The organism is Flavobacterium sp. FlaQc-49 (assembly GCF_044005985.1).
In the GTDB taxonomy this organism is placed as follows: Bacteria; Bacteroidota; Bacteroidia; order Flavobacteriales; family Flavobacteriaceae; genus Flavobacterium; species Flavobacterium cupriresistens.
The window spans coordinates 680,565-694,904 of sequence record NZ_JBIPCS010000001.1 but is presented as its reverse complement, the minus strand read 5'-3'; the positions used below and the strand labels follow the sequence as shown (position 1 = coordinate 694,904).

The 14,340-nt window shown below is 37.9% G+C and carries 6 protein-coding genes; all 6 read right to left on the bottom strand.

What is annotated here, in order from left to right:
• Positions 1–10: 10 nt before the first annotated feature.
• The gene (locus ACHRV3_RS02430; protein ID WP_395434420.1) at positions 11–2,308 is read right to left on the bottom strand and encodes an aminotransferase class III-fold pyridoxal phosphate-dependent enzyme; all 2,298 of its coding nucleotides are present in this window, start codon (positions 2,306–2,308) and stop codon (positions 11–13) included.
• Between the two features lie 1,078 nt (positions 2,309–3,386).
• The gene (locus ACHRV3_RS02425) at positions 3,387–5,522 is read right to left on the bottom strand and encodes a beta-galactosidase (protein WP_395434419.1); all 2,136 of its coding nucleotides are present in this window, start codon (positions 5,520–5,522) and stop codon (positions 3,387–3,389) included.
• A gap of 448 nt (positions 5,523–5,970) precedes the next feature.
• On the bottom strand, positions 5,971–7,974 hold the full coding sequence (locus ACHRV3_RS02420; protein ID WP_395434418.1) for an MGH1-like glycoside hydrolase domain-containing protein: 2,004 nt from the start codon (positions 7,972–7,974) through the stop codon (positions 5,971–5,973).
• Between the two features lie 75 nt (positions 7,975–8,049).
• Positions 8,050–9,552 carry a RagB/SusD family nutrient uptake outer membrane protein gene (locus ACHRV3_RS02415; protein WP_395434417.1) on the bottom strand — a complete coding sequence of 501 codons (1,503 nt, stop codon included), beginning with the start codon at positions 9,550–9,552 and terminating at the stop codon, positions 8,050–8,052.
• A gap of 21 nt (positions 9,553–9,573) precedes the next feature.
• Positions 9,574–12,711: a SusC/RagA family TonB-linked outer membrane protein gene (locus tag ACHRV3_RS02410; RefSeq protein WP_395434416.1), complete on the bottom strand. Its 3,138-nt coding sequence runs from the start codon at positions 12,709–12,711 to the stop codon at positions 9,574–9,576.
• Positions 12,712–12,748: 37 nt separating this feature from the next.
• Positions 12,749–14,302, bottom strand: coding sequence for an aldehyde dehydrogenase family protein (locus tag ACHRV3_RS02405; RefSeq protein ID WP_395434415.1), 1,554 nt, complete (start codon positions 14,300–14,302; stop codon positions 12,749–12,751).
• Positions 14,303–14,340 lie beyond the last annotated feature (38 nt).

Below are 14,340 nucleotides of genomic sequence, written 5' to 3'. Positions count from 1 at the left end.
CCTAGATTCCTTATAATTCACTCAATGCCAGATCCAATAAAGCAACCATTTCATCTGCATTTTGTTTATTAAAAGGCATTGGTGGCTTTATTTTTAAAACATTATGCAAAGGCCCGTCTGTACTCAGTAGATATCCTTTCTCTTTCATTTTTTCTACGACACGATCAATTTCGGCAACTGCAGGTTCCATAGTAATTGGGTCTTTGACCATCTCTGCACCAATAAACAAACCATGACCTCTAACATCACTAATAATCGGGTGTTTGGTCATTAAATTTCTTAAACCATCCATTAAATGATTGCCTACTTCCAGCGCATGTTGCTGCATTTCTTCTTCCTGAATTACATCTAAAACTGCCAGACCTGCTGTCATAGATACTGGGTTACCGCCAAAGGTGTTAAAATACTCCAAACCGTTGTTGAAGGCATCAGCAATTTCATTAGTAACAATTACTGCAGCTAGCGGATGGCCATTTCCTATTGGTTTTCCTAAGACAACAATATCCGGAACAACATCTTGCAGTTCAAAACCCCAAAAATGATCCCCGATTCTTCCAAAACCAACTTGGACTTCATCGGCAATACAAATACCTCCTGCAGCTCTGACATATTGATAGGCTGTTTTTAAATAATTCTCAGGAAGCGGAATCTGTCCGCCAACGCCTAAAAGAGTTTCGCAGATAAATACAGCGGGAGCTTTTCCTTCTGTTTTTAAATCTTCGATAATGCGTTGCACATCGGCGGCATATTTTTCGCCTGCATTTGCATCCCCGTATTGGTAAGGACCACGGTATAAATCAGGATTAATGGCTTTGTGAATCCAAGGCATTTTACCAAAACCGCCTTTACTGTCAAATTTGTACGGACTCATTTCCATGGCAACAGTCGAAGTGCCGTGATACGCATGATCTAAAACAATGACATCTTTTTGTTTGGTATAATGACGGCTCATTCGAATGGCAAGATCATTGGCTTCACTGCCGGAATTCACAAAATAACAAACACTTAAAGCAGGAGGTAAGGTTGCCGTAAGTTTTTCAGCATATTCAATAATAGTATCATTTAAATATCGGGTATTGGTATTTAACGATGCAATTTGTTTTTGCATTCTTCGAACGACTACCGGATGGCAATGTCCCACGTGTGAAGGGTTATTTACGCAATCCACAAAAGTGCGTCCTTGATCGTCATACAGATATTGCAAAGCGCCTTTTACAATTTTTAGTTTGTCTTTGTAACCAATGCTTAAATTACGACCAATCTTTTCCTGACGGACTTTTAAGAGGTCGCTATAATCATTTTCTTTAATAACACCTTCAAAACCACAAGCTTTTCTAAAAGTATCCTGCGCTTTGATCGGGTTAATTTTGATGAGCTGATACAACAGATCCCAAGCGGGTCTTTCGGTAATAAAATGATGTTCGTTGTCACTGTCCAAAGAAGCATTGTAAGCCGATTGTGTAACGCTGATGCAAAGTCTTCCGGCTATTAAATAATACAGCAGATCTGTTTCCTGTTCGGTAAGAGGGTAGGCTTTATGGTATCCTGCTACAATTAAAGCCGCACAAGCCAATGGATCTTCCTGATCCAGCATGGCATACGTACAAGCAATCGCAAGATTGTTGATTAGGGCCGTAAAAACCATATCTCCGAAATCTATCAAACCACTTATCTTATCCTCCTGAACAAGTACATTATAATCATTGGCATCATTGTGAATATAAGCATGACGCAATTGATGTATTTTAGGAACAATTTCTGTATCAAACTGCAACAGGAAGTAAGACGCAATACGCCTTCTCTCGTGATTTAAAATGTACTTAAGGCCATCGTTTGCTTCACTGGCACGACTAATATCCCAGGTATAACTGCGATGCATTGCAAGGTGCGAAAAATCCTGAAGTGCTTTATCCATATTCCCTAAAAAGGAACCTAGATTATGAAATAACGAATTAGGCTTATGCTCTTTTTCGACCCAAAAAGTACCCTCCAGAAAGTTTAGAATTCTCAGGTAATAGATTTTAGAATCTTTTTCAATTTTGGTTAATTCTTCTCCTTCTTTATTAAGGCAAAAATGCTGAAACAAATCGGCCATATTGCTTTGGGACAAATGTCTGATAATTTTGACCTGAGCTTCCAAAAAGGGAAAGGAATGACTTTCGTTGGATATTTTTAGAATGTATTTTTCATTTTGATCATTAGACAGAAGAAAGTTTAATTCATCATATCCATTTAATGATTTGACACTAACGTTTAATCCGTAATGTTCCTTTACTAAGGTTTGAATAGCTGCTTCTGAAAAAGTCATTATTTTTAGTATTTATTTTTTATATTTCTTTTTAGTGGTCTTGTTTGTAGTTAAAAGTACACACTTTCGTTTGTTTTTTTTGCCACAGATTAAAAGGATTAAAAAGATTTAATTCGTGGAAATTAGTGTAATTATTCATTTGTATAATTTTTAGCATATAAAGTCAACTTACACACTTTTGCCTACTTTTTTTTCACGCAGATTTAGCAGATTTAGCAGATTTTTTTATCACTTCTTTTGCGGAAATCTCCAAGATCTGCTAAATCTGCGTGCTATTTTTATTTTGTCAAAACCAAATTACACACTTTTGCTTACTTTTTTTCTCACGCAGATTTAGCAGATTTAGCAGATTTTTTTATCGTTTCTTTTGCGGAAATCTCCAAGATCTGCAAAATCTGCGTGCTATTTTTATTCTGTCAAAACCAAATTACAAACTTGTACCTACTTTTTTTGCCACAGATTAAAAGAATTAAAAAAAGATTTAATCTGTGAGAATCAGTGTAATCTGTGGCATTATTTATTTGTATAATTTTTAGTATATCCAGCCAAATTACACCCTTTTGCTTACTTTTTTTTCACGCAGATTTAGCAGATTTTTTTATCGTTACTTTTGCGGAAATCTCCAAGATCTGCAAAATCTGCGTGCTATTTTTATTCCGTCAAAACCAAATTACACACTTGTACCTACTTTTTTGCCACAGATTAAAAGGATTAAAAAGATTTAATCTGTGAGAATCAGTGTAATTTGTGGCATTATTCATTTGCATAAGTTTTAGTCTGTCAAGCTCAAATCATGCACTTTTGCCTATTTTTTTTTCACGCAGATTTAGCAGATTTAGCAGATTTTTTTATCGTTTCTTTTGCGGAAATCTCCAAGATCTGCAAAATCTGCGTGCTATTTTTATTCTGTCAAAACCAAATTACACACTTGTACCTACTTTTTTGTCACAGATTAAAAGAATTAAAAAGATTTAATCTGTGGGAATCAGTGTAATCTGTGGCAAGAAAATAATTCGTGGCAATTAGTGAAATTCGTGGCAAAAAATCAGGATAATCAAAAGACCCTGAGAGTAATAGTTTATTTCCAGATTACCGCTTGTGCAGGCAATAACGGGTTTTGTCCAACCAGTATTTTACTGCCTTGCGGAATTGGTAAATTAACGGGCTCATTAGTATAATTTACAACCACATAAAAACCATCTCTCCATTCGATAAAAACACCTTTTGGTAAATTTTCAATTGCAACATTGGCACGAGTGTAGATCGTACGAACAATTTCTCTTTCTAAGTTCCCGTCATTGCTTTCAACCCCAACGTAGGTAATTGTTCCTTTGCCTAATTTTCGAGTTACTGCTGCCGCTTTTCCTTTATAAAATTGATCTTCATAAGTTGCCAGAACTTCTGTTCCTTGTTTGGGTGTAAGCACATCGGCCCAAGTATTCCATTGAAAAGTAGTGTTTCCTGCTTTTACAACTCCATTCACATCCGAAACCAACATATCGAAGAAATCCACTTCAGCACCTATTAGCGGTACGATTGGTGCGCTCCAGTTAGCTTCAAAAAAATGTCCGTTTTTGTCTTTTTGTCCCGTACGGCAAGATAAGATTAGGTGACCTCCATTTTCAACATATTTCTGCCATTTGGCAACTAATTTTTGATCAATAAGCTGATAAGCCGGAGCGACGATAAACGGATAATCAGCAAAGTTGTCTGCTTCGGTAATAAAATCCATCGGAGCTCCCGTAGATTTAATAGCAGCAGTATACGTATTTCTATGTTTCCAGGTATTCCAGAATTTTGTTTGTTTTTGGTTTTCCAAGTCCCAAAGGTTATCATGACTCCATAAGAAACCGGTCTTTCTTTTTAGCAGATTTTGTGGCAATACGGCTTTAGGATCGTACTCTTTGCGCAACAATTTCATGTCTTGTATTGATTCAACAAATTCCTTACCACCTTGCGAAAGTGTAACACCATCAGTCCCCACAATACCGTCATGGTACATTTCACTGCTTCCCAGCGGATGTCTGTATCGATAAGTGCAAGTAAATGAACAATTACCGCCAAAAGCCTGAGAAAGCCACATGTGCACGGTTCCCGGTAATAACTGCGGATTAATACCCGCCCAGTTTACCTGCCCCGGTTGCATTTCCATAACACCGGTTACACCAGTTATGGAACGGTAATAATCGTTTGCTTCTGAAATTTTGCTTGGAGAACCCATTCTAAAACTCTGACCACCCAGCGGATTTTGACCGCTTACGGGATACATGGTGTAGGTAATGAAATCCATTTTATCGGCACTCCTTGGGTTGGCATCATAAATTACATTCGTAAAATTGGTAGTAATCCATTGTTTCGGATCAATATATTTTCTAAGTATTTCGGCTTGTCTGTTCAGATACTCGGCTTGTGCGTCTGAGGTAAAGCGTTTGAAATCCAAAACAGCATGCGGGCTTAACTTATCTTCAAAATAGATCTCGGCATTAGGTAAAATTATTTGTTCGAAATTGGAATAACGCGTGCTCCAAAAACTACCGACCCATTCGGTATTTAATTTTTCGATGGTTCCATATTTAGCTTTTAACCAAACTTGAAAAGCTTTGCGGGCAGAAGGGCTAAAATCGGCTGTTGCCAAAGGCTCATTATCGATCTGCCAACCCATAATGTTTTTGTTTTTTCCGTAGCGTTTTCCCAATTCAGCAACAATCTGATCGGTAAATTCACGGTATTTTTCATTCGTTACAGATACATTAGCTCTGTTGCCATGTTCTCTGCGACGGCCATTAGCGTCGGTCAGATAGATTTCAGGATATTTGTCGCCCATCCATGCCGGAGGCGTTGGTGTTGGGGTGCAAAGAATTACTTTTAAGCCTTCTTTTTTGGCTATTGCTAAAGCATCATCAAGCCATTTGAAATCATATTTTCCTTGTTCAGGTTCCATATAAGTCCAGGCAAATTCGGCGAAATGCGTGAATTCAAAACCTAATTTTTTGATGTTTTTTAAGTCGCGTTCCCATTGTTCCCTCGGCCATTGTTCGGGATAATAATAAACACCAATCTGCATCAGATCAGATTTGGTGAAAAAACGTTTTGGATCTGCCTTTTCTGTTTGTGGAGTTTTCTTTTCCTGCGCAAATAAGGAAGTAGAAAAGCCACCCGACAGCAGTACTATTGATGCTATAAATTTGGTTAATCTCGAATTGTAATGCTTCATTTCTTAATTGGTTTTATCAATTTTTATAGTGTTGAATTATCATGAGGACGCAAAATTTTAAACCATATAAGTCATTTAAGAAAATATAAGCTTTGTTTTAAATGAACTTACATTACTTATATGGTTTAACTATTTATTATTGCTTCTGCACATGCTTCATTTCTTAATTGGTTTCTCAATTTTTATACTGTTGATTAGGTTTGGACGCGGATTGTACGGATTCACTATCGTGAAGACGCGGATAAAAACGGATTTTTTTAGTTTGTCTTATCTATGTTTCTTTCTTGACGTACAAGCTGCTGACTATTATCGAGTCTTTGTTTAAATGTAAATGAATTTAAGCAAAAGAAACAAACCCATTTTAAATAAAAAAAAATCCGTTTTTATCCGCGTTTGTGCGCCAGCACACCCGCATAATCCGCGTCCCATTCTATGTATTCTTCAACCTCTAATCGTTTAAAAGTAATAATAAATAATGTGCCGCTGACCAGCTAAAATTTTCCGATTCTAAACCTTTTCCGGTAATAGGATGGTAATTTTCGCGAATCGATTTTCCTTTCTCAAAAGCGCCTTCTGCATTATGAATAAGTTTGTTTGAAAGCTGATTGGCTTCGTTTACATATCCGTATTTTCGTAAACCATCAATTCCGAAATAACTTTGATCGAGCCAGATTGGACCTCTCCAATACCCATTATCCGGTTTGAATTTTGATTGATTTGCGGCTAAAGTCGGCAGAGGAACAAACGTGTTAAAAGACAACGGATCTAACAAATTGTTTTTTATAGCTTTTGCCTGCTCGCTGGTTGCAGCTTGTACCCAAAGCGGTAAATAACCTTCGCAGCCCATATCTTTTATAAAATTCTTACCATCAATTGTAGTGTCGTAAAACCAACCTGAACTGGCGTCCCAAAATTGAGTCTGAATCTGATTTTTTAATTGCTCACTTTCTGTCTTCCAGTTTTTCTCTTCGTCTGCTAGTTTTAAAACGTTAGCCATCATAGCCAAATAGTTTTTTTCGGCATATAAAAAAGAATTTAGATCAACGCTTTCCTGATCCATTGAATATGCATTTTCACCGTTTTTTAATATCTTACTATTGTCAAAACGAACAGCGTTATCCATACCACTTTCCCATTTTCCGGCAATTAAAGTACCGTCTGTTGAACCAAATTCGCAAAGACCATCCTGATCGTGATCGCGATCTTTGTACCACCACGCATGGTATTTTTTCAACTTTGGATAAAATTCTTTTATGAAATCGACATCTTTAGTCTGTTTGTAAATTTCCCAAACCGCCCAAGCGGCAAGAGGGGATTTTGTATTTCTGTAATTGTTAGGTTCAATGGAAGTATCTCTGTAAATACAATCCGGGATAAAACCATTTGGCGACTGAAAATCAAATAAAGCACGCATTTGGTTTTTGGCTAATTCGGGTGCAAAATGAGCTGCCGCTGCTGCATGTTTCCAACTGTCCCATGCCCAGAAACCATGAAACCATTCGTAATGATAACTCGGAAATATACCTTCGTGTTTTAATCCTTCGGCCGCAATTCGGCTGTTGTTTTGTAAAGTAAGAACCAGTTTGGCTAGGAAAACAGAATAATCGGTTCCTTTATATATTGATTTCTTTTTCGAAATTAACTGAGACAGTTGCTTTTCTTTCTCTCGTTTTGTATTTTCTAAAAGCGTATTAAATTTTATTTTTGAGAGATCTTCCTTTTCTTTTTTCCAATCGTATTGTGGAAAAATATAGGTCTGAGAAACTACAATTTCCTTAGTTTCATTAGGTTTTAAAGTAAGTTCAGCAGTTTTGGCAGCGAAACCTTCTTTTGTGATTTCGATGGTACTTTTTGCGCTAAGGAATTGAATATGTCCAATAGCATTGCTCTTTGAAGAAACGATTTTGATCGCATTCTCTTCTGCTGAAAACTGTAGATTATCGAGATATATTTTAGAATAATAAGCAGGAGTAAGCGTTATCGTTTTTGATGATCGATTTTTGATTGTTGTTTTTTGAATAGCAGATTGACCGGATGAAAATACCAGTTGTTGGATTACCTCCAGTTGATCGTTTTGAAATTGTTGTTCTAAATGACTGTTATAACTATTTTGTTGTACTAAAGCCGTTTTCCAATCGATAAGTTCTTGTTGTTTTTCATCGATTAGATGTAAAGAAATAAAAGAAGCACTTAGCCAGACTCCGTTTTGCTCTGTCATTAAGAAAGGGCCTGAGAATCCACCCTGAGCTACGGCGGGTTCCAAAAAGCCGAATCCAAACCAGGCTCCTTTATCAGAAAAAGCGAGTGATTTTCGATCTGTGGCATTTTTAGGGTCTCCTTTGTAATCCAGACTGTTTTTACTGGCTTCTAAGTTGGTGTATTTATTTTGAGCAAAAGTACTCTGCATCATTAAAAAGAACAAAAAAATAGAAAATGCTTCTTTTTTGGACATGATATTTAATTTATTTGATGTTTTGAAATAATTACCCTGAAAGAGTTTTGTACTGCTTTCAGGGTAAAAATAAGTCTAATTATTTTGTATTTCCGTTAAAGGAACCGGATAAAAGTTATTTTTTGCAGCATCAAAATTGGTGCGGCCAACGGCATCAAGAGCCGCTTTGGTTTTTCCCCAACGACGTAAATCGTAAAAGCGGAAGTTTTCTAAAGGAAACTCAATAATTCTTTCATGTTCGATTTGAGTTTTTACAGCATCGTAGGTAGTACCTGTCATATTGGGCATGTCTGCGCGCTCACGAACCGCGTTGATAAAAGGAATTGCTTCGGCCGGACGTTGTAACTCGTTTAGGGCTTCTGCTTTCATCAAAAGAACATTCGAGTAACGCATTAAAGGAACATTAAGTCCTAAAAACTCAGTATCCATTTGTTCCTGAGTAGGAGGCAGGTATTTACGGAAAACAGGCTTGTCTAAAGTTCCGAATTTTTGATCATAAGTAGCTCCAAAAATTCTTGGATTAGCCGCATCATTAAAATAAGGATCTTTAAAGAAAATATTACTGTAAAGACGAGTATCATAATTTCCTGTAGTCGCTATTTTTCCTTCTTTTTTAAACTCGTTCATCAACATAGTTGTTGGCAGGATTTCATCCCAACCACCCAGTTCGCTGGCCGCCATCCAGAAGTGTAAGGCAGTACGATAGAAAGCACCATTTGAAGTGTTCTCTGTAAATTGAAGTTCAAAAATAGATTCTTTAGAGTTTTTATTAGTTCCGTTAAAAAGACTTACATAATCTTTTACAAGTTCGTAACCCTGAACTTTGTTAAAAGCAGCAAGAGACTCCGTAAGATAAGTTTGTTTCTGTGCTGTTTCTTCGTAGGCTCTCGTTAAATAAGCAAAACCAAGATAACTGTTAGCTGCTCCGCTGGTTGCACGACCTGCTTTTTCTGCCGGTTGCGATGGAGGAAGTACGGTGGCAACTGCTTTTAATTCGCCGATAATAAAATCCCATGCTTCTGCACGCTCAGAAAGTGGAATACTAATTTGAGCTTGATCCGTGATGTATTTGTTTCTGATCTTGATTTTCTCCCAGTTCAAAATTAATTTTAAATGGTAATAAGCTCTTAAAAAACGAGCTTCTGCAATGATTTGGTTTCTGTCGGCATCGCTAATAGTGGAGGAGGACATTTCACCTACTTTGGTAATAACCTGATTGGCATTACTGATCCCGCGGTAATTGTATTTCCAATAACTGGTAAATTGAGTGTTTCCGTTAGTATAAGTAAAATCAGCCAATTCTACCCAGCTTTGATAATTAAGAGCATCACTTCCTAATTTGCAAATGTCTTCACGATAGGCTTCTACGGGCCATTTTATTTCAGAGAAGGAATATTCGTCAATGGAAGCTTCCAGAAAGGCATAGGTGGCAGAAAGACCTGCTTCGGCGTCAGCTTTATTTCTCCAGAAGGTAGAGGAGTCGAGTTGATCCGGTGATTGTTGTTCGAGGAAATCATTACTACATGCCGTTACTGCTAGTAAACCTAAAACAGTAAAAAAATTGAATATCTTTTTCATGATTGTTTCTTTATAAATTTCTTAAAATACGTACTGTACACCCAAAATAAATGATCTCGTAAACGGATACACAAAACGATCTACTCCGGTATCCAATAGCTCACGTCTGGAGAATTCAGGGTCTGTACCGGAATACTTGGTGATGGTAAATAAATTTTCAGCACTGATGTAGAATCTTAATTTATCTATTTTGGCTGCTTCTAACAATTCCTGCGGTAAAGAATATCCGATTTGTAACTGACGCATGCGAACGAAATTTCCACTTTCCAGAAAACGATCTGACTCTCTGCTGTTTCCATTAGGATCTCCAAGAACGGCACGTGGCGTATTGCTGCGGTTTTCGGGTGTCCAGGAGTTAAGAGTAGAAGCCAGCATATTGGTTCCTGAACTCATAGATTCGTAAAAATAACGGTTTCCGTTGTACAATTTATTACCCCAGCCGCTTCCGATTAAAGTACTAAAATCAAAGCCTTTGTAACTGGCTCCCAAAGTTAAGTTAGCCTCTACTTTTGGTAAACCTGTACCGGTATATTCTTTGTCTTTTTCATTAATTATACCGTCATTGTTTAAATCTTTAAACCTAATATCTCCCGGTTTGGCATTGGGTTGAATTAAAGTACCATTATTGGTATAGCTGTTTACCTCGTCCTGAGATTGAAAAATTCCATTAGTGCGGTACAAGTAAAAGGCGCTGATCGGAGTACCCACACGTGCCTGAGTAGGGAAGTGCTCGTCATTAAATTTTAGACCTTCTCCATAAATCGCCTGATCGGCATTGGCAAGAGATTCAACATTGTTGCGTAACGTTGAAAAATTGAAACCTACATTGTATTTGAAGGCATTACTTTGTTCGCTATAATTTATTTCGAATTCAAATCCGCTGTTGCTTACTTTACCTACGTTTAGAATTGGATCATCGATACCTGCTGATGGCGCTAATCTTTTTGTAATCAACAAATCGTTGGTAACGTTGCGATAGAAATTGATCGAACCGCTAATTTTTCCGTTTTTAAGGGTATAATCAATACCGATGTTTTTAGAGTCGGTAGTCTCCCATTTTAATTTTCTGTTTTCTAATGTTGTAGCGATACTTCCCGGCCATGGGTTACCTCCGGTTCCTTGTACATAACCTGAGTTTAAATAATTTCCTGAAGTAATTAAAGAGCTTGATGCGTAGTAACCTAATGCAGCTTCATTACCCAATTGTCCCCAGCTGGCACGTAATTTTAATTTTGAAACAAAGAAATCTTCCGGAAAGAAACTTTCTTTATCAATTTTCCAACCCAAAGCCACAGACGGGAAAGCTCCCCAACGGCTGTCCTTTCCAAATTTTGACGAACCATCATAACGTAAAGTGGCCTGTGCTAAATAACGGTCTTTATACGAGTAATTCAAACGGCTGTAATAAGAAAGTCTGTTGTATTGGTATTTAGATCCGTCTGCAGAATACGTTCCGCCTTTTCCGGCTCCGATGGTTTCGAATCCCGGATCTAAGAATCCTGAAGGGCGTTCAACAGAAACAAGTTGTCCGTTTTCTACCGTGTGATCTATTGTTTTTCCTTCTACCGTAATGTCATTCCAGTTAGAAGATGACGGGTTGATGGTTGCTCCCAAAAGAAAATCAATAGAATGAGCTCCGAATGTTTTGGCTACAGTCAATGTGTTTTCAAAAATTTGCTCATCCCAAAAAGCTCTTCTTTCTCTGTGTACGGTATATTTTTCCGGTGCTTGTGTGTTGGCAATAAAAGGCGGATTGTGTGCCTCAAGCTGGGTGTTTATTTCATGATAAGAGTAAGCCGTTTTAAATTTTAACCAAGGAGCCAGATTGGCTGTTATCGAGATATTAGCCGTTAAATCCTGTGATTTTACAGCTCCGCTTCTAAAATGCTCATCTGCTACCGGGTTGGTATTAAAAGGTAAACCGTCTTTGTTGGTTAAACCGTAACCATAAGTTTCATTTGGATCTAATACGGGTACTAATGGCGAGATCGCGTAAACTTCTTTTAATTGAAAGTTGGGTTGCTCATTATTAGTAGTAAGGTAAGATAATTTTGTATCAACATCAAAAATTGATTTTTTGAAACTCACTCTGGCACTTGCATTGCGTTGTCCAAAATTATTGTCAATTACAATTCCTTTTTCTGTTGAATAGTTCCCATAAAGTGCAAATTTAACCACACCCTGACGTCCCTGAACACCTATCCCATAGTTCTGCGCTAACCCGGAACGGAAAACTTGATCTTGCCAGTCTGTATTGTATTGTCCCGGTTTGGTAATATAAGCTGGTAAAGTTACTGGTGTATTAGCATATTTATTGTATTCATCGTACATTCTTCTGTGAACGGTCTGATAGCCTTGTGCGTCTAATAAATCTAATGTTTTTGCGGTTGATGTGCCTTTCACAAAAGAAGTGAAATCAACTTTAATTCCTTCTTTTTGACCTGCTTTGGTAGTCACGATAATGACACCATTGGCAGCAACAGATCCATAAATTGCAGCTGCAGCTCCATCTTTTAGAACTTCCATTGATTCAATATTGGTTGGATTTACAGAGGCAATATCTCCCTGAAAACCATCAATAATGTATAAAGGTTCGGTGCTTCCGAAAGTATTGATTCCACGAATTTTAACTTTTACAGTTGCTCCGGCGGTTCCTCCACTTTTTTGAACATTCACCCCTGCTACTAAACCTTGTAAGGCCTCAGCAGCATTATTGGTAGCTCTGGTTTCGATGCTTTCTTTTTTTACGGAAGAAATAGCTCCGGTAACGTTTCCTTTTTTGATAGAACCGTACCCGATCACGACTACTTCGTCCAGTTTATTGTTTTCTTCGAGCAGTACAACGTTTAGTTCTTTGCTGTTATTGACTGCTATTGACTGACTGGTAAACCCAATATAAGTAAAGGTTAAAGTCGGGTTTTTGATATCGGATGGAATAAGTAATGTAAATTTTCCGTTTTCATCACTATTTGCGCTCACATTGGTCGCATCTAAGGTTATATTCACTCCCGGAAGGGTAAAACCTTTATTGTCAATTATTTTTCCTGAAACGCTTTTTTGCGCCTGATTTGCTTGTGCAAAACCGATAGCTGGCAGCCACAAGCATAGAAATAAGACAATATAGCTTATTTCCTTACTTAATAAAATTGGTTTTTTCATTTGATAGTGGTTTTGGTTAATTGTTTTTTTTGATGATTTATAGGTCGAATTTAATTCCTTGGGCCAGTGGAAGGCTGGTCGTATAGTTGATGGTATTGGTTTGGCGCCTCATATAAATTTTCCAGGCATCAGATCCTGATTCGCGACCGCCACCGGTTTCTTTTTCTCCGCCAAAAGCACCACCAATTTCAGCCCCCGATGTTCCGATATTTACATTGGCAATGCCGCAGTCAGAACCTGTTACAGATAAAAATCTTTCGGCCTCACGCAAATTATTAGTCATAATCGCTGAAGACAATCCTTGAGCCACTCCGTTTTGAAGGTCAATGGCGTTTTCTACTTCTCCGGAATACTTTACGAGGTATAAAACCGGCGCAAAGGTTTCGTGTTGTACAATTTCAAAGGAATTTTGAGCTTCGGCAATAGCAGGTTTTACATAACAACCACTTTCGTAACCTTCTCCTGAAAGTACACCGCCTTCTATAAGAATGTTTCCACCTTCGGCTACTACTTTTTGCAAAGCCTGAGTGTACATTTCAACAGCATGTGTGTCAATTAGTGGGCCAACATGATTGTTTTCGTTAAGCGGATTTCCAATGCGTAGTTGTTTGTAGGCAGCAACTAGTGCATCTTTTACTTTATCGTAAATACTTTCGTGAATGATCAATCTTCTGGTTGATGTACAACGTTGTCCCGCTGTACCAACTGCACCAAAAACGGCACCTATAACAGTCATTTTGATATCAGCATCGGGAGTTACAATTATAGCGTTGTTTCCTCCTAATTCCAGTAGTGATTTGCCCAAACGTCCGGCAACGGTTTGCGCTACGATTTTTCCCATTCGAGTAGAACCTGTAGCAGAAATTAGAGGAATACGGGTATCAGCAGTTAGTAATTCTCCAATTTTATAATCACCGTTGATCAAACAGGAAATTCCTTCCGGTAAATTATTTTCTTTAATAACCTGAGCCATGATGTTTTGACAAGCGATACCGCAGATAGGTGTTTTCTCAGAAGGTTTCCAAACGCAAACATCACCGGAGATCCAGGCCAGAGCTGTATTCCAAGCCCAAACGGCAACCGGAAAGTTAAATGCTGAAATAATTCCCACAACTCCTAAGGAATGGTATTGTTCGTACATGCGGTGTCCCGGTCTTTCAGAGTGCATTGTCAATCCGTGAAGCTGACGTGATAATCCCACTGCAAAATCACAGATGTCGATCATTTCCTGTACTTCACCATAACCTTCTTGAAGTGACTTACCCATCTCATAAGAAACCAATTTGCCAAGAGCCTCTTTATTCTCACGCAATTTTTCTCCAAACTGACGCACAATCTCGCCGCGTTGTGGAGCCGGAATTAATCGAAATGTTTTGAAAGCTTCTGTTGCAGCTTGCAGTACTCTTTCATAGTCCTCAGGTGTTGACATTTTTACGGAAGCAATTAATTTTCCGTCTACCGGAGAATAACTTTCTAAAATGCCTCCTGATGAAAAGTTTTGCAAACCTGTCGATGTTCCTTCATTTATCGTTTTGATGCCCAGTTTTACCAGAGCCTCATTCATTCCAAATTGCGATGTTATTGATGTCATGTTTTGTATGTGCTTTTATACTTTAAAAGAAAGAGATT

What these genes read in the sequence shown, in the direction of transcription:
- ACHRV3_RS02425 (WP_395434419.1), bottom strand. Translation starts at nt 5,522, where the DNA reads ATGAAGCATTACAATTCGAGATTAACCAAATTTATAGCATCAATAGTA.
- ACHRV3_RS02405 (WP_395434415.1), bottom strand. Translation starts at nt 14,302, where the DNA reads ATGACATCAATAACATCGCAATTTGGAATGAATGAGGCTCTGGTAAAA.
- ACHRV3_RS02415 (WP_395434417.1), bottom strand. Translation starts at nt 9,552, where the DNA reads ATGAAAAAGATATTCAATTTTTTTACTGTTTTAGGTTTACTAGCAGTA.
- ACHRV3_RS02410 (WP_395434416.1), bottom strand. Translation starts at nt 12,711, where the DNA reads ATGAAAAAACCAATTTTATTAAGTAAGGAAATAAGCTATATTGTCTTA.
- ACHRV3_RS02430 (WP_395434420.1), bottom strand. Translation starts at nt 2,308, where the DNA reads ATGACTTTTTCAGAAGCAGCTATTCAAACCTTAGTAAAGGAACATTAC.
- ACHRV3_RS02420 (WP_395434418.1), bottom strand. Translation starts at nt 7,974, where the DNA reads ATGTCCAAAAAAGAAGCATTTTCTATTTTTTTGTTCTTTTTAATGATG.